At 64.0% G+C, this 23,350-nt stretch carries 23 protein-coding genes; 15 read left to right on the forward strand and 8 right to left on the reverse strand.

The genetic code is table 11. The features are described 5' to 3' along the window. Positions 1-45: 45 nt before the first annotated feature. The 11 genes from ACGTNF_RS08070 to ACGTNF_RS08120 all read left to right on the forward strand — a co-directional run bounded on the left by ACGTNF_RS08070 (position 46) and on the right by ACGTNF_RS08120 (position 8,038). On the forward strand, positions 46-714 hold the full coding sequence (locus ACGTNF_RS08070) for a hypothetical protein (protein ID WP_394601240.1): 669 nt from the start codon (positions 46-48) through the stop codon (positions 712-714). Between the two features lie 113 nt (positions 715-827). Then, positions 828-1,052 (forward strand): helix-turn-helix transcriptional regulator, encoded by a 225-nt coding sequence (locus ACGTNF_RS08075; RefSeq protein WP_394601241.1) that lies wholly within the window; start codon positions 828-830, stop codon positions 1,050-1,052. Positions 1,053-1,324: 272 nt separating this feature from the next. Next, the gene (locus tag ACGTNF_RS08080) at positions 1,325-1,510 is read left to right on the forward strand and encodes a hypothetical protein (RefSeq protein ID WP_394601242.1); all 186 of its coding nucleotides are present in this window, start codon (positions 1,325-1,327) and stop codon (positions 1,508-1,510) included. Next, positions 1,507-1,746 carry a hypothetical protein gene (locus ACGTNF_RS08085; protein WP_394601243.1) on the forward strand — a complete coding sequence of 80 codons (240 nt, stop codon included), beginning with the start codon at positions 1,507-1,509 and terminating at the stop codon, positions 1,744-1,746. Before ACGTNF_RS08080 ends, ACGTNF_RS08085 begins: the two co-directional genes overlap by 4 nt. Next, a complete protein-coding gene (locus ACGTNF_RS08090; protein ID WP_394601244.1) occupies positions 1,743-2,711 on the forward strand; it encodes a toprim domain-containing protein in 969 nt (322 codons plus the stop codon). Before ACGTNF_RS08085 ends, ACGTNF_RS08090 begins: the two co-directional genes overlap by 4 nt. Then, positions 2,701-4,644: a DUF927 domain-containing protein gene (locus ACGTNF_RS08095; protein ID WP_394601245.1), complete on the forward strand. Its 1,944-nt coding sequence runs from the start codon at positions 2,701-2,703 to the stop codon at positions 4,642-4,644. The genes ACGTNF_RS08090 and ACGTNF_RS08095 overlap by 11 nt, the downstream gene beginning before the upstream one ends. Next, entirely contained in the window at positions 4,641-5,306 is a 666-nt protein-coding gene (locus ACGTNF_RS08100; RefSeq protein ID WP_394601246.1) for a hypothetical protein, read from the forward strand. Before ACGTNF_RS08095 ends, ACGTNF_RS08100 begins: the two co-directional genes overlap by 4 nt. After that, positions 5,303-5,581: a hypothetical protein gene (locus tag ACGTNF_RS08105; protein WP_394601247.1), complete on the forward strand. Its 279-nt coding sequence runs from the start codon at positions 5,303-5,305 to the stop codon at positions 5,579-5,581. The genes ACGTNF_RS08100 and ACGTNF_RS08105 overlap by 4 nt, the downstream gene beginning before the upstream one ends. Before the next feature lie 16 nt (positions 5,582-5,597). Further along, positions 5,598-6,077, forward strand: coding sequence for a hypothetical protein (locus ACGTNF_RS08110; protein ID WP_394601248.1), 480 nt, complete (start codon positions 5,598-5,600; stop codon positions 6,075-6,077). Between the two features lie 1,329 nt (positions 6,078-7,406). Beyond that, positions 7,407-7,736 carry a type II toxin-antitoxin system RelE/ParE family toxin gene (locus ACGTNF_RS08115; protein ID WP_444875010.1) on the forward strand — a complete coding sequence of 110 codons (330 nt, stop codon included), beginning with the start codon at positions 7,407-7,409 and terminating at the stop codon, positions 7,734-7,736. Continuing rightward, positions 7,733-8,038 (forward strand): addiction module antidote protein, encoded by a 306-nt coding sequence (locus tag ACGTNF_RS08120; RefSeq protein WP_394601250.1) that lies wholly within the window; start codon positions 7,733-7,735, stop codon positions 8,036-8,038. The genes ACGTNF_RS08115 and ACGTNF_RS08120 overlap by 4 nt, the downstream gene beginning before the upstream one ends. A 762-nt stretch (positions 8,039-8,800) precedes the next feature. Here the strand turns inward: ACGTNF_RS08120 and ACGTNF_RS08125 are convergent. The 4 genes from ACGTNF_RS08125 to ACGTNF_RS08140 are packed head-to-tail and all read right to left on the reverse strand — an operon-like array spanning position 8,801 to position 13,474. Beyond that, complete coding sequence (locus ACGTNF_RS08125; RefSeq protein WP_394601251.1) at positions 8,801-9,202, reverse strand: heme-binding protein; 402 nt, start codon at positions 9,200-9,202, stop codon at positions 8,801-8,803. A 31-nt stretch (positions 9,203-9,233) separates the two neighbouring features. Next, on the reverse strand, positions 9,234-10,721 hold the full coding sequence (locus ACGTNF_RS08130; RefSeq protein WP_394601252.1) for an aldehyde dehydrogenase family protein: 1,488 nt from the start codon (positions 10,719-10,721) through the stop codon (positions 9,234-9,236). Continuing rightward, positions 10,718-11,827, reverse strand: a complete 1,110-nt coding sequence (locus ACGTNF_RS08135; protein ID WP_394601253.1) for a mandelate racemase/muconate lactonizing enzyme family protein — start codon at positions 11,825-11,827, stop codon at positions 10,718-10,720. Before ACGTNF_RS08135 ends, ACGTNF_RS08130 begins: the two co-directional genes overlap by 4 nt. Next, positions 11,828-13,474: a GMC family oxidoreductase gene (locus tag ACGTNF_RS08140; RefSeq protein WP_394601254.1), complete on the reverse strand. Its 1,647-nt coding sequence runs from the start codon at positions 13,472-13,474 to the stop codon at positions 11,828-11,830. Between the two features lie 318 nt (positions 13,475-13,792). On the opposite strand from ACGTNF_RS08140, the gene ACGTNF_RS08145 reads away from it, so the two are divergent. Both ACGTNF_RS08145 and ACGTNF_RS08150 read left to right on the forward strand, forming a co-directional pair. After that, positions 13,793-15,430 carry a BCCT family transporter gene (locus ACGTNF_RS08145; protein ID WP_394601255.1) on the forward strand — a complete coding sequence of 546 codons (1,638 nt, stop codon included), beginning with the start codon at positions 13,793-13,795 and terminating at the stop codon, positions 15,428-15,430. 103 nt (positions 15,431-15,533) lie between these two features. After that, positions 15,534-16,154: a GntR family transcriptional regulator gene (locus ACGTNF_RS08150; RefSeq protein WP_172977637.1), complete on the forward strand. Its 621-nt coding sequence runs from the start codon at positions 15,534-15,536 to the stop codon at positions 16,152-16,154. 825 nt (positions 16,155-16,979) lie between these two features. On the opposite strand, the gene ACGTNF_RS08155 is transcribed toward ACGTNF_RS08150, so the two are convergent. Together ACGTNF_RS08155 and ACGTNF_RS08160 are read right to left on the reverse strand one after the other, a co-directional pair. Then, the gene (locus ACGTNF_RS08155; RefSeq protein ID WP_394601256.1) at positions 16,980-17,792 is read right to left on the reverse strand and encodes a DUF1206 domain-containing protein; all 813 of its coding nucleotides are present in this window, start codon (positions 17,790-17,792) and stop codon (positions 16,980-16,982) included. Positions 17,793-17,814: 22 nt separating this feature from the next. After that, positions 17,815-18,429 (reverse strand): exopolysaccharide biosynthesis protein, encoded by a 615-nt coding sequence (locus tag ACGTNF_RS08160; RefSeq protein WP_394601257.1) that lies wholly within the window; start codon positions 18,427-18,429, stop codon positions 17,815-17,817. Between the two features lie 343 nt (positions 18,430-18,772). On the opposite strand from ACGTNF_RS08160, the gene ACGTNF_RS08165 reads away from it, so the two are divergent. Together ACGTNF_RS08165 and ACGTNF_RS08170 are read left to right on the forward strand one after the other, a co-directional pair. Next, positions 18,773-19,873 (forward strand): glycosyltransferase family 9 protein, encoded by a 1,101-nt coding sequence (locus ACGTNF_RS08165; protein WP_394601258.1) that lies wholly within the window; start codon positions 18,773-18,775, stop codon positions 19,871-19,873. A 30-nt stretch (positions 19,874-19,903) separates the two neighbouring features. Continuing rightward, complete coding sequence (locus ACGTNF_RS08170; protein ID WP_394601259.1) at positions 19,904-20,521, forward strand: LysE family translocator; 618 nt, start codon at positions 19,904-19,906, stop codon at positions 20,519-20,521. 103 nt (positions 20,522-20,624) lie between these two features. Here the strand turns inward: ACGTNF_RS08170 and ACGTNF_RS08175 are convergent, their stop codons facing one another. Both ACGTNF_RS08175 and kynA read right to left on the reverse strand, forming a co-directional pair. Beyond that, positions 20,625-22,277, reverse strand: coding sequence for an acyl-CoA dehydrogenase family protein (locus tag ACGTNF_RS08175; protein WP_394601260.1), 1,653 nt, complete (start codon positions 22,275-22,277; stop codon positions 20,625-20,627). A 75-nt stretch (positions 22,278-22,352) separates the two neighbouring features. Further along, positions 22,353-23,201 carry a tryptophan 2,3-dioxygenase gene (kynA, locus tag ACGTNF_RS08180; RefSeq protein WP_394601261.1) on the reverse strand — a complete coding sequence of 283 codons (849 nt, stop codon included), beginning with the start codon at positions 23,199-23,201 and terminating at the stop codon, positions 22,353-22,355. Positions 23,202-23,350 lie beyond the last annotated feature (149 nt).

The raw sequence follows: 23,350 nt of genomic DNA on the forward strand, positions 1-23,350 counted from the left end.
CCAGCCGGCCAATCTTTTCTGGAGTGAGCGCAAAGGAGTAGCGCAATGGCATTATCGCCATGGCATATCAAGAGCCGCCTGAGCAGCGTGGAAGTTTCGATTCTTCTTACCGGCTATGACGTAAACCATTTCGAGTTCGGTCCCGTCGGTTATGCCGACACTGAAGAGCAAAAAGAGTGGCATCGGGTAATAGTGCTGGCGGCGCAAAAGGGGGAGCTAGAGGAGTATTGGGCCGAAATATATACACCCGACAACTCGGTGGACGAAAATGGCGATCATTTTTCAGATGAATGGTGCTGGGAGCCTTCTTTTGATGACCGCTGGAAGACGCATCCCTATGACTGGGTTCGCTTAAACCTTGAACGCCAAAAGGTATATGACTGGTTAAAGGCGTCAGGTGCTATGGATAGTGATATTCCCGAAGCCCTGCGTGTCATGCCGGTTTCTCAATCGCTGGTACAGCAGGAGGAGCCGAAAGAGAAAGAAAAGCCTAAACCCCTACATCACCGCCGCCGGCAAACCTATCTGACGCTCATTGAGGCGCTTGCGCTTGCGGCCATGGGCGGTGAAATACCAGCCGAGCCATATAAAGCCGCCAATATGCTTCAAGCGATCCTGGACCGTCATGGTCTGAAGCTGGACAAAGATCCGATAGCCGATACGGTGAAGGAAATTCATGCCGCCCGTGAAGAGCGAGCGACCGAACGTCAGTGATTCGACTTACCCCTATCTGGAGCCCAAAAGGAACGCCAGTCATTCCATTTGGGACAATGAGCTAGAGCGCCCCGCCATGCTGCCCGTGAACACACCACACGAGGCAATGCCACATGGCTACTGCTACACACCCCACCGCTATGGTCAGCCAGGACGCGAGCAACACCTGGCTGACCGTCAAGCAACTTGCCCACCGTTACGGCACCCATGAAGCAACTATCTGGCGTTGGGCGCGTGAAGACCGCTTCCCCAAGCCGGTAAAGCTGGGCGGCAACCTGACCCGCTGGTCACTGGCTGACGTCGAGAGCTGGGAACACGCCCAGCGGGAGGCGTCCTGATGCTTGCGCGTGCTACTGCCTGCCTCTATTCTGGCAATGCTTCCGCAAAATCGGGAGCCGACCTTGGCCGGTCGAATGACTCTAGGCGCACAAGCGCCCCTTCCATAGCAGGCGCTATTTTTGTGCCCGCTATGCGTTATGGCGGCTGTGCGTGGGACGCTTTCGAGCGTGCCGGGTTCCTAGAGTCCCGGTCGGCCAACCCGCGTACAGTCGCCCCCATCCGCTGTTTGGCCGCAGCCGGGGACGACTCCACAACTCTAGGAGTCTCACCCATGGCATTACGCCTATTCCCCACCCTCAGTCCGTCTAAATCACGCGCCGCCGCACATCGAGCGATGGCGAAAGCCGCGTTGTTTTCAGACTCAAGCGCCGCCGTCCGGCTCAAGCGCTACAACCACCACATGCAGAAAGCCCACCACCTGGACGCCCGCGCTGCCGGCGAGGAGGTGGCGTCATGAGTGCTCAAGAACAACTGATGCTGAACCGCGCCGCCTTTAGCGGTAACGCCCGTGCCATGGAAGACGCCAGCTATGCCGTCTCCGCCATTGCCGATGTGCTCGGAGATGGCGGCATCGAGCTGAGTGGCTATCAACATGAGGGGCTGACCCAGGCGCTCAAGATCGTGGCCGATAGCCTGAACGACCGCGCCGCCTACATTGGGTCCGAGATCCTTGGCCGGGAGGGCGATGAATGACCGACACCACGCAAAAGGCCCGGCTCCCCGAAAGAAACCAGGCCCATGTCGAAGCGCCGCCCAAAGCGCCCCCCAAGCATAGCACCATCGAGGCCGCACTGGCTGAAGCACTGGCCTGTCATGGGGTGACGCTGGCGCCCAAGACATCGGGCCGGTTCGAGCGGTTCGACACGCCGGACAAGTCCAAGGGCAATGCCAACGGCTGGTATCGCATCCACTCCCCCGAGGCGGCCAGCTTCGGTATCTGGCACCTGGACGTGAGCGAGACCGTGACGCTCGACGGTCCCCACGATCCAGCGGCGGCAGCCGCTGCCCGGCTGGAGGCCATGCAGGCGCGTGAGCGTCGGGAGCGGGAGCGCCGCCAGCGGGAGGCCGAAGCCAGGGCGCAAGCGTTGCGCTGGTGGGCTAAGGCCAAGCCGGCAGACCCTGCTTTTCCCTACCTGGAGCGCAAGGCCCTACCGCCCTACAACCTGCGCCAGCGCGGCGACATGCTGCTGATGCCGCTGTTCTTCGATGGCGAGCTGGTCAACCTGGAGCGCATCTATCCCGATGGCGCTAAGCGCCCCCTGCCGGGTGGTCGTGTGCGGGGTGTGGCCAGTCTGATAGGCCACCTGGCTGGCGCTAACCACGTCCTGATAGCCGAGGGCTGGTCTACCGCCGCCGCCTTGCATGAGGCCATGGGCTGCCCTGTGGTGGTGGCTCGTAATGCCGACAACCTGGCGCCGGTCGCTCGCCGTTTGCGCCAGCGACTCCCCGAGGAAGTGGTTATCACCATCGGCGGTGATGATGACCGCCACTTGCCGGCCAAGGGCAAGCCCAACAAGGGACGCGTAGCCGCCCGCCATGCCGCCCTGGCCATCGACGCCCATCTGCTGATGCCGACGTTCTGCGATGGCTGCGAGGCGTGTACCGACTTTGCCGACGTGCGCCAGTGCCGGAAGGGAGGTAGCCACCATGACGACTAGCTGCGCCGATACCCAAGACCTGTTCGGCGATCCGGTAGCGACAGAGACCGACCCCGGCCACCTGCAAAAACACGTGTCCCAGGTGTCCCAGGTGTCCCAGCCCAGTAATGACGGGGGCTACAGCCGGGACACGTCCAAAAAAGGAGGTGTCCCAAGGTGTCCCATCGGGCATGAGGAGAGCCCCGATAACCAAGACGAGCCGGAAGAAGTGAGCGAACCGAAGCGCCCCAGCTTCGCCACTCACCTGACGCGTACCCAATACGGCCCGGCTGGCCTCTACTACCACGGCCAGCGCCAGCCCAAGGGTGACGGCGATCCTGAGCCGTTCGACGTGTGGGTATGCAGCCCCATCGAGTGCCTGGCCGCCACCCATGACGAGCGCGGGGATAATCACGGCCTGCTACTGCGCTTCAAGCCGCCCTATGGCGCCTGGCGGGAATGGGCCATGCCCCAACGGCTGCTGAAGGGCAGCGGCGAGGAGATGCGCGGCGAGCTGTTGGACATGGGGGTGAGGATCAACCCCGACGCCCACCGCTGGCTGACCAAGTGGCTTGCCCAAGCGGCCCCCGAGACCAAGGTGATAGCCGCTACCCGAGTGGGCTGGCATCAACTGGAGGAAGGTCGGGCCTTCGTCATGCCGCGCCGGACCATCGCCACCGGAACGCTGGCCAGCCGGATTACCTTCCAGAGCGAGCACGCCGGACAAGGCGACTATGCCGCCGCTGGCACCCTGGAGAGCTGGCGCCAGCAAGTGGGCAGCCTGTGCAGCGACAACCCGCTATTGGTGCTGGCGGTCTCCGCCGCCCTGACGGGGCCGCTACTGCACCTGACCCACCGGCAGACAGCCGGCATCCACCTGGTGGGCGATTCATCCAACGGCAAGACCACGGCCCTAGAGGTGGCGGCCAGTGTCTGGGGAAGCCCCGACTTCAAGCGCACCTGGCGAGCCACGGGGAACGGCCTGGAAGGCATCGCCGCCGCCCTGAGCGATACCGCCCTGGTGCTCGACGAGATAGGGGAAGCGGATGGCCGGGAGATCGGCGCCACCGTCTACGCCTTGGGCAACGGCACCGGCAAGGCCCGCGCCAGCCGTAACGGCACGGCCCGACGCCCGCACCGCTGGCGTATCGCGGTGCTTAGCAGTGGCGAGCATACCCTGGCCGCTCACATGAGCGAGGCCGGCAAGCGCCCAAAGGCCGGGCAAATGGTCCGGTTACTGGACATACCGGCCAAGCGCCAGCACGGCGCCTTCGATGCCCTGCACCACCTGCGAGACGGTCGGGCCTTTGCCGACCATCTGAAAACGGAGGTGACGCGCCACTATGGCCAGCTTGGCCCCGCCTTCATCGAGCGCCTGGTGAGCGAGGAGCGCGACCTGGCCGGCGAGGTGGACCGCTTCGCCCAGGTAGACGGGTTCGCTACTACCCACCCGCTGCAAGGTCGAGCCGCCAAGGTGCTGGCGCTGATCGGCCTGGCTGGCGAGCTGGCCGCCGAATACGGATTGGCAGGCTGGCGGCAAGGCGAGGCCATGGCCGCCGCTATCGAGGCGTTCCAGGCGTGGTCAGCCGGGCAAGGAGGCGTGCGCACGGAGCATGAGCAAATCCTGGCCAACGTCAGTGACTTCATCGGTCGCCACGGAGACGCCCGGTTTGGCAGCGTGAGCCCCGAGCCCAGTCACCACGCCCACGCGGTCCACAATCGCGCCGGCTGGTGGCGTGAAGACGCCCAAGGCCGCGTCTACCTGTTCACCACAAGTGGACTGACAGAAGCGCTGGGAAGCTTCGACCTGAAGCGCGGCCTTGATGCTCTGGAGGTCGCCGGCTGGATTGTGGAGCGGGAGGCCAATGCACGGTCGGTTCGCGTGCGAGTGAATGGCGGTAGGCCCCGGCTGTTTGCGATTCGTCCCGCCGATAGCGAGGAGGGGGAGTCATGAGCCTGGATGACGTATATCACGCCTTCGCTGGGACACCTTGGGACACCATGGTTCCGGCACGTGTCCCGGCTGCAACCCGCATGGTTGAGCCTCTGGGACATGTGGGACACATGGGACACCACAAAGTGCAGGAAGGCGGGGAAGAGTCTCCGCCAGGTGAGGTAGAGACCCTGTTGGCCGCCTTGGCCGATGCCGGTCGTGATCTTGGCCCCGAGCTGGTGACGCAGCTAAGGGCACGGCTGATGCCCCTGAGCCGGCAAGTAAGAGCCGAGCTGGTGGCGGTGATAGATGACGCCTTCGAGGTGGCGCCCGACCTGGCCACGGCTCGCCGGCAGGCATTCCGGTTGCTAAGCAATGCTAAGGCTCTGGAAGCCGCCAAGGCGGTCTGGCCGGCACTTCCTGACCCAACGGCCCCAGTTGCCAATGTCGAACCCCTGACGCCCTGGCTGGCGCATATTGACCGCCATTGTGAGCTGGCGCTGGATGACCGTAGGTATCTGGTGACGCGACTGTCAGGGCTGGCGCCTGACGAGGCCATGCGGCTGGCCCATCGTTATGTCGAGGCGTGGGCGAGTGGCGCCGCTGCCGAGCCGGCCCCGCAACGCAAGACGAACGCCGGCAGGCGTGCTGCTAACACCGTGCTTAGGAGGGTTCGCCCATGAGGACCGACGACGCCACGCGGGAAGCGTCCCGACTGCTGGCCAGTCTTCGCGGCATGAAGGCTGACACCGTACCCGAAGCCGAGCGGGTGCTGGCCACCCTGGAGCATGCGCCCGACCACAACGCCCTAATGGGCTGCGCGGCGGTGCTGGAGGAGATCGACACCCGGATGCCCGGAGGTGCCTTGGCCGGATTGGTCAGGGTTCGACTGAAGACCCTGGCCGGCATGGTGAATGCCTTGCTGGACGACATGACCACACCCCCGCCCGCCGCCTGACCTGGAGTACGCCATCATGACCGACACCATTACCCACGAGACCATGACCCAGGCCGCCGCGCATGGCCTTGGCATTGGCCACCTGAGCCCCGGTCAGACATGGGCCGCCCATATCATTGGCATCCCGGCAGACCGCTTGCAGGAGCCGATGGAGCCCATCGTGAGGGAAGCGCTTGCCGATGTTGAGCGAGTGGCCCGAAGCCAATTCTTCGATGACGTGGCCCCGGACGATGCCGAAGCGATGATCCAGCGGGCGCATGACGAGGCGCACCCCATGTTCCTGCGCGGCCCGATCCTGGAGACGCTGCACGAGGGCATGGCCAAGTTCTTTCCGTCCCTGAAGGCGTCAGGCGTCGATGAGGAAGGGCGGCCCCTGTTCAACCTAGCCGACATTGCCCAGGCGCTGGGCGCCAGCGAGGAGGACTTGCTGGCCCATGCCGAGACGATGGGCATAGCGGACCAGCTACGCACCACCCCACCCAAGCCGCTGCACTGACCCTTAACCCCACCTTGACGAGCATCGGCCCCGGCAATCGCTGGGGCCTTGTATTTCCCGACTATAAAAGGGCCTGACCCATGGATGATGAGCCGCTGACCATCGACCTAGATACGCTGATTGAGCTGGACACGACTCTGCCTGCAATCGACCTGGAGCCGCCAAGCATAGACCTTGGAGACGCGGATGCTAGCGAGGCGGTATAACCCGAGACGGCTGGCGCGATGCCGGCCTGGTGGTTTTCGGAGTCCCTAAAAAGGAGACCGGCAGCGCTTAGGTTCGCGCACGTCTCACGCACTGCTGTCACGCACGGGGAGTTTTCGGAGCAGTACGCGGGGAAGCGGACCGCGAAGGTTTTCCCCGGTCACTGCGCGCGTGAGGCCGGGAAGGTTTTTCTGACGTCATAACGCGCGTGAGGCTGGCCAGGGTGGCAGCGTGACTTTCCGTTACCACCCGCCCCGGCCAGCCGATGCTAAGGAATGCTCAGGTCGATGCCGGTTCGCACCCTGGTTCGCGGGATAGGTTCGCAGCGGTGCGCACCCGGTACGCACCATCGGTGCGCAGTCGGGCCGCGTGTTGACCTTTGTTGACCTTGAGGCGCCCGAGAGCTGTTAGCAAATGTCAGCATCGAAACCTGTCAAAACCTGTCATTGGGACCTGATAAAACCTGAAATCGGAACCTCATAAAACCTCAGTCGAGACTTGGAAAAACTTGTAGTCCAACCCACTCCCTGTACTGATCGGAACAAGCGAACAACAGGAGCCGTGAAGACTTTTCCCCTATCACTACGCGCGTGAGGGCCTAGAACGGGAGTGAGGCTCGCCACCGGCCCGCATCGCCTGCTTCCACTTCGGTTTCCACCTTGGTTTCCAGCAGAACGCATGCTGAGCACGAGGCCCTGGAGCGATGCCCGCCCGAAAGGCAACAGGGGAAACAGGGTGAGGCTTGGGCGCTGGCTGACAATAAATCGCGGGTCCTTGTCGCCGGCCCTACCCCCTGCCACGGGGACGCAGAGTCCCGGTCACTGGCTTTTTTTCGGCATTTCATGATCGTCACCACCACCTGCCCTAAACCCGCATGGTTGAGCGGTTTAGGGGTGGCGAAGGTGGCGAAACGATGTTGAGGAATGTTAAGTATTCGCGCCGCCCTGGTTGCAGGCCAAAACAGGCGAGGCCGCTACAGAAAACGTCAGCCTGGCAGCCGTCGCCATGACGCCTTGGACGCCCTACAGACGATACGGACAAACCGGACGCGCCGGACGTATAGGGTGAGCCCTGCGCGTCACGCCTGATTCCCTTCCGTAGCTTTTAAGCTACAATGTTCCAATGATGGAGCTGACGCACTACCTGACCGTTGACGGCCATGACCCCTTTCAAGCCTGGCTGGAGGCGACCAAAGCCAAGGACCGTATGGCCGCCATGCGCGTGCTGACCCGCCTGAACAGGCTGGCGGCTGGCAATGCCGGTGATGCCAAGGCCGTGGGCGATGGAGTGCTAGAGCTGCGAATTGACTACGGGCCTGGCTACCGCGTGTATTACGCCAAGGTTGGCCGGCGCCTGGTGATGTTGCTGATTGGAGGCACCAAGAAGCGCCAGCAAGCCGACATAGAGCAGGCGAAAGCGTTTCTGGTAGACCACCGAAGGAGAGCCCGGACATGAAAAGCCATGACGATGCTGTAACCCAAATGCTGCGCGATGATCCTGCCATGGCGCTCGATTACCTGCGCACCGCCTTTGACGAGCTGGACGAAGAGGGCGGCGAATCAGCCTTCCTGATGGCGCTTCGCCACGTAGTGGAAGCCCAGGGCGGAATGGCCGCTGTGGCTGAGCGTGCCAAGGTCTCACGCGAAAGCCTGTACCGGGCGCTGTCACCGAAGGGCAATCCGACCCTTCGGACCATGACCGCCGTTATCAAGGCGACCGGCATTCACTTCCATGACCTGACCCATCATGCGTCCTGACAAGCTGAGCCACTTGGCAACGAGTGGCATGCGGGAGCGTCCAAGCACTTTTCGAGTATTGGGACGAGTATTGGGATTTTTTCGATTGCCTATATCAAGTTGCTGATTTGAAAGGCTACGCAGCGGATTCAAAATCCGCCGGGTGCAAGCCCTTGTCGGTTCGAGTCCGACCACCGGTACCACTTAAGAATCAAATGCTTATCAGCATTTATCCCTTCTTTGCAGTCCTCCCCTCCTCGGTGTTTGGTCGCAGATGGTCGCATTCAGCGACGGTAGCCGCGCGCCAATATCATCGATGCCAGCGTCGAACATGTGGCTGTATCGACTGGTCACGATCAGGCTCGAGTGCCCCAGCAGGTCCCGCACCGTGGTCGTGCTCTTGCCGCTTGGCCTAGGGGCGCAAGATTCTACGGCCGGCGTTCGCGTTCCAGTACCTAAAGATGCTTCTGCAAGACTACGAGCACGAGGTGTTCAGTGCCCTGAATTGCCCCGTGCTTCGTATACACCGTCAGACCTTATGCGGAAGCCTTCTTACGGTCTCATGAGGCCACATCGATTCCTGAATCCAAAGCCCCAAGTTTGAAGTCGCCAAAAAAGCGACGGAGTGAGAGTGTGAATCTCGCTTGGTTTCTGCTCACCCGGTATTAATTTTACAGGGTGAGCAGCGCCCAGGAAGGAGTTCAAGAGCACCTGGGGCGTTATTCAATTCAATGTATGACTGGAGTTTCCGCCTTAACTAGCCATGTTGGTGCGGCTGTTGTATCAAAGTATGGCGCCATGAGCGGCATTGGCTACCTGTGCATCCTGTTCAGGGGTTACGCCTGATACACCAATAGCGCCTATCACTTTGTCATCGACTAAAATAGGGGCTCCGCCGGTCATGAGTCCTTTCAACGGGGCCGACAGGAAAGCGTGGCGGCCCGTGTTGATCATTTCCTCGAAAACATGCGTTTCCTTCCTGCCTAGAGCGGCGGAGCGTGCTTTCTCTTCTGCTACATGAGAAGACATGGGCGCCGCGCCATCCATGCGCAGGAGTCCCAAAAGATGACCACCGTCATCTGTTATGGCTATGGTTACAGCCCAGCCATTTTCAAGAGCTTCCTGCTGGGTGGTGTCGAGAATTCTCTTTACTTCACTTTCGCCAAGTATTGCTTTGTATTTCATGCTGTGGTCTCGGAAGAAAATAACTTCTTGTTTAAAGCTTGACGGTCACGTTCTTGTTGCGCAGGTAGTTGTCCAGTGCCAGCGGCCCTTTCTCGCGACCGAAGCCTGAGTGCTTGGTCCCGCCCACCGGGGCGTATATGCCGCCGGCAAAGTACTGGTTGATGGTGACCTGGCCGGCATCGATCTCGGCGGCCAGGCGCAGTGCCCGGGAGACGTCGCGGCTGTAGACGCAGGCGGCAAGGCCGTAGTCGGTGCCATTGGCAATCGAGAGGGCTTCCTCGTCGCTGCCGACCACCTGTACCGCCAGCACCGGGCCGAAGATCTCTTCCTGCACCAGTCGGTCATCTCGCTCCAGACGATCGATCACGGTGGGCTCGAAGAACAGGCCCTTGCCGCTCTCGGGATCACGGGTCACCTTGCCGCCGCAGCGGAGGGTCAGGCCGCGGGCCTTGGCATCATCGACATAGGACGCGATCTTGGCCAGGTGGTCGGCGGAGTTGATGGCGCCGATGTCCCGTCCCTTGAGACCATGTCCCAGTGTTAGGTCTTTCACCCGTGGCAGGAAGGCCTGCATGAAGGCCTCGTGCTGCGACTCGTGAATCACCAGTCGCGAGCCGGCGGTGCAGACCTGGCCGGCGTTGTAGTAGATGGCCCAGACCATGTCCTCGGCGACCTTGTCGATATCGGCATCTTCCAGTACCACTGCGGGCGACTTGCCGCCGAGTTCCAGCAGCACGCTCGAGACGTTGTCCGCGGCGGACTTCATCACGTGCTTGCCGGTGGCGACCGAGCCGGTGAAGGTCACGTGCTGGACCAGTCGGTGGGCGGTGAGAGCGTCGCCGATTTCCTGGCCGTAGCCGGTGACCACGTTGACCACGCCGTCGGGCAGGCCGGCCTCGCTGAACAGGGATGCCAGGGTCAGGGTGGACAGGGAGGTCAGCTCGGAGGGCTTGATCACCGCGGTGCAGCCCGCCGCCAGGGCCGGGGCAAGGCCGCGTACCGCGGTCAGCAAGGGGAAGTTCCACGGTGCGACGTGGGCGGTCACGCCCACCGGTTCGCGCCGATTGATCGAGACGAAGCCCTCGCCCAGCGGGGTGGTGGTGCCTTCGATCTTGTCGGCGAGCCCCGCGTAGTAGGCCAGTTGAGAGGCGGCGCCTTGAATGTCGGCCTCGGCCTCGGCGTAGGGCTTGCCTGAATCCAGGCATTCGATCACCGACAGCAGTTCGCTGTGGTGGCGGACCGTGTCGGCCAGGCGAAACAGGTGCTCGGCCCGCGCCGCCGGTGCCAGGCGCCGCCACTGGTCAAAGGCGCGCTGGCTGCCGGCGATGGCGGCCTCGACGTCCTCGGGGGTGCCCCGGGCGATGTGGGCGATCACGCTCTCGCTGCCCGGATCCGTGACCTCGATGGTCTCGCCGGCAGTGGACGCCTGCCACTGGCCGTCGATGAAGTGACGCGGTGTCAGGTGCGGCGTCGGATCAACCACGCCGGCCTGATCGCAGAGAGTCTTGAGTGCAGTCATGAGAGTTCGCTCGCTCGGTAGTGGGCGGATTGCAGCCAGTCCTGGCGCACGCGAATGCCCCAGCCCGGCTCGTCGGGGATGGCGACCTTGCCATCCTTGGCCACCGGGAAGTTGTCGTAGATGCCGTACTGCCACGGGTAGTAGTCGTCTTCCTCGATGGAAAACTCGAGATAGGGGCCAGCATTGTCGATGGCGCCCTGCAGGTGCAGGGTGAAGATGGTCACCAGGCTCAGGTTGGCGGTGTGGGGGGTGACGACGCGTCCGGCCTTGCGCGCCATCTCCACCACTTGCAGGGTGCGGGTGATGCCGCCCATGTAGCAGATGTCGGGCTGCAACACGTCGACCACGCGGTCATCGATCATCTTCTGCCAGGCCGGCAGATAGTGATCCTGCTCGCCGCCGGTCACGTCCAGTGATAGCGCCGCGGTGACCCGGCGGGTCCAGTCCATCTCCCAGTAGGGGCAGGGCTCTTCGAAGTGCTGGATGCCGTTGTCCTGGAGCAGGCGACCGACCTCGATGGCGCGCTCGGGACGGAAGCCGCTGTTGGCATCGGCCAGCAGGTCCACGTCGGGGCCCAGGGCGCGACGAATGGTCGGGATGATGGCCTCGGTGCGGCCTGGCCATTCGTCCAGGTTGCGTCCGCATTCGGCGCCGACACGGAACTTGAAGGCGTCGTAGCCGTGGCGATCCTGCAGTCGCAGGAAGCGTTCGGCTTCCTGCTCGGGGGTGATATCGCGCTTCATGCTGGAGGCGTAGACCCGCAGGGGGCGAGGCGTGCCGCCGAGCAGCTCGCACACGCTCTTGCCTTGCGACTTGCCTAGCCAGTCCCACAGTGCGGTCTCGACACCGCACAGGGCGCGGTAGAGATAGGAACCGAGAAACTTGTGCTGGCGCTCCAGCACCAACGCCACGCCGTCGGCGATATCATCGATGCCGTTGATCTCGCGGCCTTCGAACCAGGGTACTACCTGGCGGTGCATGACCTCGACGCTGATATCGGCATTATAGGTGGATACCTGCCCCAGGCCCTGGCTGCCGTCGGCCATGGTGACCCGGACGATGCCCACGTCCTCGGTGTGGAAGGACTCTACCTTGATGATCTTCATTCATGTATTCCAGGACTGGCGGATGATGTCGGCGGCCACCTCGGCCACCATCAGGGTGGGGGCCTGGGTGTTGCCGGAGGTGATATTGGGAAAAACGGAGGCGTCGACGACCCGCAGGCCCTCGGCGCCGTGTACTTGCAGCGAAGGATCGACCACCGAGTTGTCGATGCTGGTGCCCATGGCGCAGCTGCCGCAGAGGTGGTAGATGGAACCGCAGGAGGCCGCGAAGTCGGCGAGGATGGCCTCGTCGCTGTGCATGTCCGCGTAGCCGCGATGATCGATCAGGATGTCCTCGAGAGGTCCCGCGCTGGCCAGCCTGCGTACCTGGCGAAAGGCCTCGAGCAGCTCCGTCCTGTCCCGCGGATCGGACAGATAGCGGTTGCGAATCGCCGGGGCCTCATCGGGATCCGCGCTTTTCAGGGTGATGGATCCTCGGCTATGCGGGCGGCAGACGTTGTAGAACAGCGAGACTTCCGCGTGCTTGTGGAGCTTGAGCTTGCCTCCCGAGGCTTCCGGCAGTGCATAGGAAATGGGGTTGAAGAATACCTGTGCCTTGGCGCTGCCATGGGAGGGTTGCTGGACGTGCTCCTGGAGGGGGGCTTCATCCATAGGGACGAAGGCGCCGGCGTGCTTGACCCCGAAGGCCAGCGGTCCCTGGCGCCTGGTGAGGTAGCTCCAGCCCGCGGCGAGCTTGCCCATGGGGCTATTGAGCGTGATGTTCAGGGTCGGTTCGCGACTGTGATAGAACAGGCTTCCACACAGGTGGTCCTGGAGATTCTGACCCACGTTTGGATTGTCGATAATGCTGGCGATGCCCAATGCGGCCAGGGCATCGGCGTCGCCCACTCCCGACAGCTGAAGCAGCTTGGGGGAATCCACGGCTCCGGCGCACAGGATGATTTCCTGGCGGGCCTTGATGATGCGGCGTACGCCGGCCCGCTGGATCTCGAGGCCGACCGCGCGCTGTCCTTCGAATACCAGACGCCTTGCCTGGGTTCCCGTCATCAGTGACAGGTTGGAGCGTTTGAGTGCCGGCACCAGATACTCCCGGGCACTGGAGGAGCGCAGGCCGCCGCGCACGTTCATGTCGTAGAAGCCGTATCCGTCGAGTCGCTCGCCGTTGAAGTCAGGGTTGTAGGGTAGGCCTATGGCGTCACAGGCGCCGAAGAAGGCATGGCACAGGTCCGGGGCGCTATCACGGGTGGAGCGAATGCCGATACGGCCATCGCGACCATGCTGGCTGACATCCGCGCTGTAATGGCGCTCCAGGCGCTGAAAATAGGGCAGTACCGCCTCGTAGGACCAGCGTGGCGAACTGACCTCGGCCCAGTCATCGAAGTCCTGGGGTTCACCGCGCACATAGATCATGGCGTTGATCGCTCCGGAACCCCCGACCCCCTTGCCCCTGGGCTGATAGACCTGCTGGTGGCCCAGCTCCGGTTCCGGCTCCGAGCGATAGCAGTAGTTATAGCGCGAGCCGTTGAAGTGGTAGACGAATCCCGCCGGTACCGAGATCGTCGGGCTATTGCCACGAGAGCCCGCCTCGATCACCAGCACCCGCTTGTCAGGATCCTGTGACAGCCGCTCGGCTAGCACGCAGCCGGCGGAGCCCGCGCCAATGATGATGATGTCGGCCTCGGAAACCATGTGCTTGCTCCAGTCAGGTAAGGCAACGATGCGGCAAATCTAGCATTTTAGATTGAGGGGTGTGAAGGCGGGAATTTGCTGTGCTGTCGAAACTGTTATTCGACCTTGGTCGCATTTCGGGGTGCTTTCCGCTTGGCAGTGAAAAAATAACTAATTGAAAATTATGAAAAATATACGAATTGGCGTCCTGTTTCCCGTGCGAGCGAGAAGGGTTTGGAGAGTTTCATGTTGAAAGCCGAGGTTTTATCTAGCATGTTAGATTGCGAGATTTTGATCCCGTCCCGCGGGGCTTTCATTTCAACCTGAAAGGCTATGCCCATGCTTCAACAGAAAATAAGAAAGGAAATCGCCGGCATTGATCTGGCGGTGTTCATGCCGGCCCTTGTGCTCACTCTGGTGCTGGCCGTCGTCTTCTCCGTCTGGCCCGAGAGAAGCGGCGAGCTGCTCCACGAAATTCATGCCTTCACCACCAACGAGCTCGGCTGGTTCTTTCTGCTGGCGACCGTCGGTGCGATGAGCTTCTGCCTGTACCTGGCCATGTCCCGCTATGGCAAGGTAGTGCTCGGAGATCGAGACACACGTCCCGAATTCTCGACGCTGACCTGGCTGGGAATGATATTCACCTCCGGTACCGGGGGCAGCCTCTTGTACCTCAGCGCCGCGGAGTGGATATGGATCATGCAGTCGCCACCCTTCGGTGCCGAGCCCGGCAGCGCCGAGGCGGCGCGTTGGGCCAGCGCATTCGGTATGTTCCACTGGGGGCCATCTGCCTGGGCCTGGTACATCGCCTGCGCGGTGCCGATCGGTTACGCCATGTACGTGCGCAAGCAGCGCAACTTGAAGCTCAGCGAGCTGACCCGTCCGGTCTTGGGGCGCTGGACCGATGGCCTGATCGGGCATGCCATCAACTTCCTCTACATGTTCGGCATCATCGGTGGTGTCATGACTTCGATCGCGCTGGGTACGCCGCTGATCTCGAGCACCTTCGCCTACGCCTTCGGCATGGAAGCGGGCAGCGCCATATTGGATGTCTTCGTGATCTTTCTGTGGACCTTCATTCCCATGATGGCGCTGATACTCGGTCTGCAGAGGGGCGTGGCACGTCTATCCAACTTCAACGTCCGACTGGATATTGCCCTGCTGCTGGGCGTGCTAGTGTGCGGCCCGCTGTCTTTCACCCTCAATCAGTCGGTGGATGGTCTCGGCCTGATGCTGCAGAACTTCGTCTATATGAGCTTCGCTACGGACGTGATCCGCGATACCGGCTTCCCTCAGGCCTGGACGATCTTCTACTTCTCCTGGTGGGTGGTGTATGCCCTGCCTTATGGGCTGTTCATCGCCAAGATCTCCCGGGGGCGCACCATTCGCGGCATCGTCTTCGCTGGCCTGGCGGCAGGGTCGCTGGGCTGCATGGTCTTCTATATGGTGTTTCCGGCCTTTGGTATTCATCTCCAGACCAGCGGCCAACTAGATCTTATCGGCGTGATGAACGATGCCGGGCGTGGCGAAGTGGTCAAGGTCATGCTTGAACAGCTACCGGCCGCGGGGCTTTTCATCGTGGTGTTCGGACTGGTGGCTCTTCTGTCCTACGTTAGCGGTCAATGTGCCGTGGGGTACTCGCTGGCTTCGGCTACCCAGAAGACACTGCTCCCCGAACAGGAGGCATCCCGCTATAATGCGTCGTTCTGGCTGGTGCTGGTCGGGCTGGTCTCCATGGCGTTGTACTTTCTCAACCCTGAGAGCTTGACGCCGCTGCAGACGATCTCGATCCTGACTGGCTTTCCGCTGTGCTTTGTTATCGCGATCGTGGGACGCAGTTTCATGCTGATGCTGGATCGAGACCTGTTTAACGAGACGGCAGTCAGGGATATCGACGGCAGGAAGTATTTGACCCCGGTCACCGAGGGGATCGGGTCGCCGGATGATGGACCTGTCACTCGGGCCGAGCTCGGCTGAGGGTCGCAATCGATCGCTGATCGAACGGGCTCGGTGCCAGTGGCACCGAGCCCGTTAGCGTGATCGCTGGTTGCTCGGGAGAATGATGACGAGGAGATGGAAGATGAGTGGCACCGCCGAGACGATGTCGCAGCAGGCATACAGCATCATCAAGGATCGTGTGCTCAACGGCACCTACGCCCTGGATCAGAAGATCTCGATTAAAGAGTTGACCGAGGGACTGGGGATCGGTCGCAGCCCGGTGGGTGAGGCGTTGAAGCGGCTAGAGCACGAAGGGCTGATTACCATCTCGCCCAAGAGCGGCAATCGCATCTGGAATCCGACTCTCGCCGAGCTCGAGCAGTTGATGGCCTTTCGCAAGATGATGGAGGTCGGAGCACTGAGAATGGCTAGAGATGTGTTCAAGCTCTCCGACGACTTGCTGAAGCTGTGTCACCACATGGATGAGGCGATGGAGGACGAGGACTGGATGCGTTATGAGGCTTTCGACTATCAGTATCACATGACCTTGATACAGTCGTCGGGCAACCAGTACCTGATCGATTCCTATCGGCTGGTGGCTGACAAGATCCGCCTGGCTCGCAATAACATGACTCGGACTTTCGGCCAGTCTAATGCCGGTCACTACGATATCGCCAACGCACTCAAACGAAATGCCTTCATGGCCGAGCGAGAGCTCGATAAACACTTGACTGTATCACGAGAGCGCTTCACTAGGTCTTGATCTACTCGGTCAAGGAGTCAGGTGCTTGCCCTGGAAGATGGGAAATCTCGTCTGATCCAGCCATAGGTTTCAGGATGGTGACCTGAAACGCTTTACGTTTGACGCGAACTGATAGGCGCAGCTCTCGTGCTGGAAATGCGCTATTAAAAAGCTCGCTGCCCTACGCGATAGACGTCCGTGCGCGGTAATGGAGTCCGGGTGTCTGGTCGCCTTCCCGTATCGGCAAGGTGTCAACGCAGGTCATCGCCGCGCTGCGCTTATCGTCCTGCCCCTCTTCGTGCCGAGCCCCCGGTGAACGTGCGCTATCGAAAGCCCAGGCCAAGTTTACTCATCAGTCTTTATTGAATTACTGCGGCTCCCGCGACGTGTGAATATCGGAAGGATGTCGTTTCCTCTCCGGTTCGGCACATCCTCGTATCCCTTGACGGCCTTCTCCGGCCGCTTTTCTTAGGCCCGCTTCCCGGCCGGGGAGCGCGTCGCCGAGCTCGTGCAATAAATAAAAAACATTCGCATTTTCATTGACGGGGCGGCGAGGAGGATTTACGTTGAGGACGTGGCGTTGATGAACCGCCACGGCTGACGGCCGCTAGGGTCAGCGGCTGCCAGCTCCTCCTCATTGTTAGTCACGGTCTCTCGCCGCCCCCTCAGGGCGGCTTTTTTCTTCCCTGTGCGGTGCCTGCCGGATCGTCATCGTCACCGAGCATTGGCGATGGCCGTACGACACCCATCCCTGTTGAACGGCGGCCCTGTATCGGGCCGCTGTTTTTTCATGTCGCCTATCGCAGGGGTGGCGCAGTGAGTGTTCGCCGCCTCGGTGGAGTCGTTTCAGTCGAGGCTGGTGTCGCGAATGACGGCGTTGATCAGGCAGTAGAGACCATAGCTGGCCAGGCCGAGGGCCACCGCGCCGAGCAGCCAGGGGCCGAAGGGCTGGGCGGCCAGCACGTTGAGCGCGCCGCCTAGGCCCTGGGCCTCGCTCGGGTCGGTGCGCCAGGCCGCGAGACACAGGAACAGGCCGATCACCTGGAACACCAGGCCGCGGGCGGAGAGTCCCCAGCAGGTGATGATGTCGGCCAGCCGCTGCTGTAGCGGCCCCAGATCCTGGCGGTACCAGTTCTTGAGGTAGGTCTGACGGAGGGCCCGCCACAGCTGGCGCAGGCCGATGGCGATGAACACCAGGCCGACGGCGAAGATCACATAGAGCCCGCCCTGGTGGCTCATCACCAGGGCAGTGCGGTCGCTGGCCGTATTGCTGCCCGAGGCATCGGCGACGTCGCGCAGTAGGTCGAGGCAGTAGACGCTGAGGCTGGCATGGATGAGGCTGCTGATCACAAAGCCCAGCCGGGTGACCAGCCCCTTGGGGCCGTGCCCGGCGTCCTCGGTGTCCAGCACAGCCTGGAGCAGGCGCCAGGCGGCATAGGCGGCGAGCCCCGCCCCCAGCGCGATGATCATCAGGTCGCCCAAGGGCTGGCGGGCCAGGCCGAAAAGGGCCTCCTTGGTGCCGACGTTGTCGCCGCCCAGGCCGACCGCCGCCAGGAAGGCCAGGCCGCCCACCAGCAGGTAGACGATGCCCTTGGCGGCATAGCCGGCACCGGCCGCGAGGGCCACGCCCCGCGTCAGTCGGGAATCGGATCTTGGCATCGTGGGCTCCACGGTCGAAGTGTCAGGCGAGGCCGATGACCACCAGCGCCAGGGTGGTGCCGGTCAGCAGGTAGGCCACCAGTGCCATCAGGCCGTCCTCGGCGAGCAGCGCCAGGCCGAAGAGCGTCAGCGCCAGGCCGCCGCCGTTGGCGGAGAAGGGCACCAGCTCCATCGGTGGCATGGCCAGGCCGATCAGCAGGCAGGTCAGGGCCACCGGCAGGTGGGCCGGGGCGCGGGTGAGCCAGACCAGTCGCGTGCGCAGGTAGCGATCGACCCAGCGGGCGGGGCGCGCCATCCAGTCGGTGACCCGCACGAACCGCGACCGGGAGACCCGGCGCTCGAGCAGGAAGCGCGGCAGCCAGAAGTGCTCGCGCCCCACCAGCAACTGGGCGGCCACCAGCACCACCAGCGTGGCCATCAGGGTAGGCACGCCGGGAATGTCGCCGATCACCGGCGCCAGGGTGACGAGCCCGGCGACCAGCAGGAAGGGCGCGAAGCTGCGCCGGCCGACCGTATCGAGGATCGCCTCCAGGCTCACGTCGTCGCGCTGTTCACCGGCCTGCTGCACCTGGGTGATCAGCCTCGTCAGGCTGCCGGGGCCTTCCTGGGGAGGTACTTGCTGGGCGTCGTCGGTCATGCGTTTCCTAATTCTTTAAGGAGGGCAGGGAAGGGGAAGAATCCTGTCTCCAGCAAGAGTAGTGCAAGGATTCAGCCGCATTCCGTTCCCAAGGTCGATGTATACTTCGCACGATCCTGTCACCGGGTGCGGCGATATTGTATGGTACTCGCCGCACATTCTCTGGAATGCGGGGCTTGAGGATCAATTCCTTGCGCTGTCGCAGGCCTCCGATCGGCGATCACGCCTCGCGGTTCGCGAACCCTAGCAGGGCCAACGTTCGGTGCCGAAGAAAGGGGTACGGAAAACGTCTGCTTATTTCCTCCATCACGACTGATCAGCTACTTTAATTTATGGTTTTCTCATGAATATTGCTCGTCAGCTATGGCGCCACCCCCTTCGAACGGTGCGACGGTACTATCGGCGATGCCGTTACGACTACGCGTCGGCACCTTGCGTACCGGAGACGCTGAATACCGCGGTACTTTTCGTCCCCAAGCGCATCGGTGATGGCATGGCCGTGTTCCCGGTCATTCGGGCCCTGCAGGCGCGAGACGTGCCTCGCATCGTGATCGTGGCCTCGGTCTATAACGAGATCGTGTTTCGCTGGTTGAACGACCCACGCGTCGAGGTGGTGACCCTCGCCGATGGCGAGAGCCCGCGGCTGGCTCGGGAGGTAGCGCGTGACCTCGTTTCCCGCCACGGCTCCACCGATCTGTGCGTGGAGGGCACCATGCGCGACAGCGCCGCGGCGAGTCGGTTCGTCGGTACCCTGCGGGCGCGCTGCAACCTGCAGCTGGCGGGACCAGTGCTGCGCTGCTACGCGCCGTTAGCTGGGGGCGCCAGGTCCCTGCATGAGCAGGGCGGTGCGCGGCCTCACTGCTGGGCGGCCCTCATGCGAGAGGCGGGCATTGCCGACGTGCCGGGCGGCTACGAGTTTCCGCTTGCCGCCGATGACGAGCGCCGGGTCAGGCGTAGCGTGGAGGCCTTGGGGCCTTATGTGGCGCTGAACCTGGATGGCAGTCATCCGGCTCGTCAGCTGTCCGTGTCTCAGGGGCAGTGCCTCTGTGAGCTACTGTGGCAGGTTCATGGTTTGCCGGTGCTGATGGTCTTCGGCCCCGATGGCGAGAAGAAGGCGCGACAGCTGGCGGCCGCAACGCCCGTGGCCAGGATTCTGCCGATGGCCGTCAGCCTGCCGCACAGCGCGGCGATCGTGAAGCATGCCGCCCTGGTGATCACGCCCGATACGGCGGTGCTGCACATGGCCAGCGCCTGGAATCGCCCGACGCTGGGGCTCTTTGCGAGGCCACAGCGACGCTGGCGGCCTCTGGCGGAGCACAGCGCAATGATCGTCACCGGCCAGCATCTCGCCGATCTCGACATGGACGAGGTCGCCAAAGCCCTCACCGTGCTGCCGCGCCATGGCCAGGCAGAGGACGAGCGGGACGCTACGCCGCACCACTGACCACCTTCTGAGCGAGTCGAGGAGTCCGTCATGCCGTTTTCGCTATGGATGTCGCTGGCCGCGATCTGTGCCATGGGGGCGATGTCGCCCGGGCCGAGCCTGGCGCTGGTGCTGCGCCATACCCTGGGCGGCGGTCGCGTGCAGGGGATCATGGCGGCGCTCACCCACGCGCTGGGGGTGGGCCTCTATGCGCTGCTGACCGTGTGGGGCCTGGGGGCGCTGATCGTGCGCTTCCCGACGCTGTTCCAGGCCATCACCTGGGGCGGGGCGGCCTATCTGGCGTGGCTCGGCTTCAAGGCGCTGCGGGCCGGCCGCGGCGGGGCGCTGGACGCCCAGGCGATGGCCACCACCCGGCGCCAGGCGGCCCGCGACGGCATGCTGGTGGCACTCGGCAATCCCAAGCTGATCCTGTTCTTCGTGGCCCTGCTCAGCCAGTTCGTGACGCCGGACATGAGCCTGGCCGCCCGGGCGATCATCGTGCTGACGGCGGTGGTCATCGACGGCGGCTGGTACGTGCTGGTGGCCGTCGGACTCTCCCACTCGCGGGTGCTGCCCTGGCTGCAGGCCCGGGCGCACTGGATCAATCGCATCACCGGCGTGCTGCTGCTGGGGCTGGCGCTGCGCGTGGTGGCGGGGCCGATCGTGTAGCGCGGTCGTGACGCCCTAGCGGTAACGCCTCGGACACGGGGCATGGAGCCCCGCTACCGTCGTCACGCCGGCCAGCCGATCGATGGGGAGCGGTCCGGCTCCGTCAGCTCGGCAGGCGGGCCAGGATCTCGTCCACGCGCGCCTCGGCCGGCAGCACCCCGTAGGCGCCGCCGACCCGCTCGCCCAGCCGGCCGCGGCAGAAGCCGTGGCCCACCGCCGGCGGGGCGTGGCGCAGCAGCAGCGCGGCCTGCAGGCACTGGGCCAGGCGCTGGGTCAGCCAGCGGGCGCGGGGCTCGAGCGTCTCGGGCGACTCGCCGATCAGGCCTTCGAGCTCGGCCAGGGCGGCGTCGAGCTCGGCGGACTCGCCCTGCACCGCATCGAACTCCTCGCGCAGCGCGGCCAGCGACTCGGGATGGCGGCCGAGCACGCGCAGCACGTCCAGGCAGATCACGTTACCCGAGCCCTCCCAGATCGAGTTGACCGGGGCCTCGCGGTAGAGCCGCGCCAGCGGCGTTTCCTCCACGTAGCCGATGCCGCCGAGGCACTCCATGGCCTCGGCCAGGAAGCCCGGCGCGCGCTTGTTGTGCCAGTACTTGGCCAGCGCCGGCAGCAGCCGGGCCAGGGCGCGTTCGTGGTCGTCGCCTCGCGCGGCGCCGTCGAAGGCCCGGGCGGTGCGCAGCGTCAGCGCCACGCCGGCTTCCACCTCCAGGCCCATGTCGGCGATCAGCGTGCGCATCAGCGGCTGCTCGGCCAGCCGCCGGCCGAAGGCCCGGCGATGCCGGGCGAAGCGCCAGGCCTCGACCAGCCCCTGGCGCATCATCGCCACCGGCGCGGTGGCGGCGTCCAGCCGGGTCTGCTGCACCATCGCCAGGATGGTCGCCACGCCGCGGCCGGGCTCGCCCAGCGGCCGGGCCCAGGCGTCGCGGTACTCGATCTCCGCCGAGGCGTTGGCGCGGTTGCCGCACTTGTCCTTGAGGCGCTGCAGCTCGATCGGGTTGCGCGTGCCGTCCGGGGCGAAGCGCGGCACCAGGAAGCAGCCGAGGCCGTCGTCGGTCTGCGCCAGGGTAATGAAGGCGTCGGACATGGGCGCGCTGCAGAACCACTTGTGGCCGGTCAGCCGCCAGCCGTCGACGGTGGCTTGCGCCCGGGTGGTGTTGGCGCGCACGTCGCTGCCGCCCTGCTTCTCGGTCATCGCCATGCCGAGGGTCAGGGCGCTCTTGTGCGCCGCGGGCAGCGGGCGCGGGTCGTAGTCCCAGGCCAGCAGCTTCGGCGCCCACTCGGTCATGGCCTCGGGCGAGGCGCGCAGCGCCGGCAGGGCGGCGTGGGTCATGGTCACCGGGCAGCAGAAGCCCGGTTCGGCCTGGGTCAGCAGGTAGAGGGCGGCGACGTGGGCCTGATGGCCGCCGCGGCCTTCCTCCTGCCAGGCCACGGCGTGCCAGCCGTGATCCAGCGCCAGGTGCATCAGCTCGTGATAGGCGGGGTGGTAGGCGACCTCGTCGAGGCGCCGGCCGTGGCGGTCGAACAGCCTGAGCTCGGGCGGGTGGCGATTCGCCGCCTCGCCCAGCGCCTGCACCCGCCGGCTGCCCACCTCGCGGCCCAGCGAGGCCAGGCGGCGGGCGACCCAGTCCGGCGCCTCCCGCGCGAGCGTCTCCCGCAGCGGGATGTCGTCGGCGAGGGCGTCGCGGTCTTCGGGCGGGGGCGGCTGATTGGTCACCGCATGGGTGGCCAGCCGGTCGCGGGGCGCGTGATCGTGCATGACGGACCTCCGGCAGGCGGACTCCCCTGAGCATGGCGGCTGGCGGCGAGCCGGTCAAAGCCGCCCGGCCTCTCCCTAGAGCGAGGTGCGCACCGACCACAGTTCGGGGAAGAACTGCAGATCCAGCGCCTTGACCAGGTAGTTGACCCCGGCGGTGCCGCCGGTGCCGCGGCGATAGCCGATGATGCGCTCCACCGTCTTCATGTGGCTGAAGCGCCACTTCTGGAAGTTGTACTCCAGGTCGACCAGCTTCTCGGCCAGCTCGTAGAGGTCCCAGTGGGTGGCGGTGTCGCGGTAGACCGCCGCCCAGGCGGCCTCGACCTCGGGCGAGGCGGCATAGGGCTCGGCCCAGTCGCGCGCCAGGTGGCCGTCGGGAATGGCGAAGCCGCGCGCGGCGAGGCGCTGCAGCACGATGTCGTAGAGGCTCGGCGCCTGCAGCACCGCGGTCAGGTGGGCGTGGTGGCCGGGGTGAGCGCGGTGGGCCTCGACCATCCTGGCGTTCTTGTTGCCGAGCAGGAACTCGAGTTCGCGGTACTGGAAGGACTGGAAGCCCGAGCTCTGGCCCAGCTCGTCGCGAAAGCTCGAGTAGTCCGCCGGCGTCATGGTCACCAGCACCTCCCAGGCCTTGATCAGCTGCTCCTGGATGCGGGCGACCCGGGTCAGCATCTTGAACGCCGGGCGCAGCTCGTCGTGGCGGATGCAGTCGGCGGCGCCGTGGGTCTCGTGCAGGCACAGCTTCATCCACAGCTCCGAGGCCTGGTGGATGACGATGAACAGCATCTCGTCGTGCTGGCGGGAGCGAGGATGCTGGCAGTCGAGCAGGGTCTCCAGGCCCAGGTACTGGCCGTAGCTCAAGTCCTGGTCCCAGTGGATGGCCTCGTTGTCGAGGTCGACGCGGGGGCGATGCTGATGCGAGTCGGTCATGGCGGGCTCCGGGAGAGAGTGCGGATGGCGGCGTCGCCTCGACTCTAACGCCGCGCCTGCGTGGATGAGGATAGTGCACCCTGGACACGGGGCCGGCGTGAGCCGATGACGCGTGACGCTCCGGGCCTGACTGAGTAGGCTGAAGACAT

Origin of the sequence: Halomonas sp. B23F22_10 (genome assembly GCF_043496975.1) — a bacterium.
GTDB lineage: Bacteria > Pseudomonadota > Gammaproteobacteria > Pseudomonadales > Halomonadaceae > Halomonas > Halomonas smyrnensis.

Bases quoted from the DNA above. Each gene is read 5' to 3' on its own strand.
- ACGTNF_RS08070 (WP_394601240.1), top strand. From the start codon at position 46: ATGGCATTATCGCCATGGCATATCAAGAGCCGCCTGAGCAGCGTGGAA.
- ACGTNF_RS08075 (WP_394601241.1), top strand. From the start codon at position 828: ATGGCTACTGCTACACACCCCACCGCTATGGTCAGCCAGGACGCGAGC.
- ACGTNF_RS08080 (WP_394601242.1), top strand. From the start codon at position 1,325: ATGGCATTACGCCTATTCCCCACCCTCAGTCCGTCTAAATCACGCGCC.
- ACGTNF_RS08085 (WP_394601243.1), top strand. From the start codon at position 1,507: ATGAGTGCTCAAGAACAACTGATGCTGAACCGCGCCGCCTTTAGCGGT.
- ACGTNF_RS08090 (WP_394601244.1), top strand. From the start codon at position 1,743: ATGACCGACACCACGCAAAAGGCCCGGCTCCCCGAAAGAAACCAGGCC.
- ACGTNF_RS08095 (WP_394601245.1), top strand. From the start codon at position 2,701: ATGACGACTAGCTGCGCCGATACCCAAGACCTGTTCGGCGATCCGGTA.
- ACGTNF_RS08100 (WP_394601246.1), top strand. From the start codon at position 4,641: ATGAGCCTGGATGACGTATATCACGCCTTCGCTGGGACACCTTGGGAC.
- ACGTNF_RS08105 (WP_394601247.1), top strand. From the start codon at position 5,303: ATGAGGACCGACGACGCCACGCGGGAAGCGTCCCGACTGCTGGCCAGT.
- ACGTNF_RS08110 (WP_394601248.1), top strand. From the start codon at position 5,598: ATGACCGACACCATTACCCACGAGACCATGACCCAGGCCGCCGCGCAT.
- ACGTNF_RS08115 (WP_444875010.1), top strand. From the start codon at position 7,407: ATGGAGCTGACGCACTACCTGACCGTTGACGGCCATGACCCCTTTCAA.
- ACGTNF_RS08120 (WP_394601250.1), top strand. From the start codon at position 7,733: ATGAAAAGCCATGACGATGCTGTAACCCAAATGCTGCGCGATGATCCT.
- ACGTNF_RS08125 (WP_394601251.1), bottom strand. From the start codon at position 9,202: ATGAAATACAAAGCAATACTTGGCGAAAGTGAAGTAAAGAGAATTCTC.
- ACGTNF_RS08130 (WP_394601252.1), bottom strand. From the start codon at position 10,721: ATGACTGCACTCAAGACTCTCTGCGATCAGGCCGGCGTGGTTGATCCG.
- ACGTNF_RS08135 (WP_394601253.1), bottom strand. From the start codon at position 11,827: ATGAAGATCATCAAGGTAGAGTCCTTCCACACCGAGGACGTGGGCATC.
- ACGTNF_RS08140 (WP_394601254.1), bottom strand. From the start codon at position 13,474: ATGGTTTCCGAGGCCGACATCATCATCATTGGCGCGGGCTCCGCCGGC.
- ACGTNF_RS08145 (WP_394601255.1), top strand. From the start codon at position 13,793: ATGCTTCAACAGAAAATAAGAAAGGAAATCGCCGGCATTGATCTGGCG.
- ACGTNF_RS08150 (WP_172977637.1), top strand. From the start codon at position 15,534: ATGAGTGGCACCGCCGAGACGATGTCGCAGCAGGCATACAGCATCATC.
- ACGTNF_RS08155 (WP_394601256.1), bottom strand. From the start codon at position 17,792: ATGCCAAGATCCGATTCCCGACTGACGCGGGGCGTGGCCCTCGCGGCC.
- ACGTNF_RS08160 (WP_394601257.1), bottom strand. From the start codon at position 18,429: ATGACCGACGACGCCCAGCAAGTACCTCCCCAGGAAGGCCCCGGCAGC.
- ACGTNF_RS08165 (WP_394601258.1), top strand. From the start codon at position 18,773: ATGAATATTGCTCGTCAGCTATGGCGCCACCCCCTTCGAACGGTGCGA.
- ACGTNF_RS08170 (WP_394601259.1), top strand. From the start codon at position 19,904: ATGCCGTTTTCGCTATGGATGTCGCTGGCCGCGATCTGTGCCATGGGG.
- ACGTNF_RS08175 (WP_394601260.1), bottom strand. From the start codon at position 22,277: ATGCACGATCACGCGCCCCGCGACCGGCTGGCCACCCATGCGGTGACC.
- kynA (WP_394601261.1), bottom strand. From the start codon at position 23,201: ATGACCGACTCGCATCAGCATCGCCCCCGCGTCGACCTCGACAACGAG.